Origin of the sequence: Staphylococcus pasteuri, from assembly GCF_030547725.1 — a bacterium.
Classification (GTDB): Bacteria; Bacillota; Bacilli; order Staphylococcales; family Staphylococcaceae; genus Staphylococcus; species Staphylococcus pasteuri.
Window position 1 is genome coordinate 1 of record NZ_JAUOQO010000865.1, and the last position, 240, is coordinate 240.

The 240-nt window shown below is 35.4% G+C and carries 1 protein-coding gene; it reads left to right on the forward strand.

The window, feature by feature from the left end:
* The coding region (locus Q4528_RS15740) for a glycerate kinase (protein WP_303522663.1) at nucleotides 1-240 on the forward strand (240 nt) is incomplete at both ends.

Below are 240 nucleotides of genomic sequence, written 5' to 3' on the forward strand. Positions count from 1 at the left end.
ATTCTACGCTAGGAATGACTCAAAATGAAGCCGCAGAAATAGATAATTTAGTATGGTATTTTAGTGAATTATTTAAAAGTGAGTTAAAAGTGACGATTGGACCTATCGAGCGTGGTGGTGCTGGTGGCGGTATTGCTGCGGTATTAAAAGGATTATCTCAAGCAGAAATTTTAACTAGTCATGAGCTTGTGGATCAAATTACACATTTAGAAGATTTGGTACAACAAGCAGATTTAATTA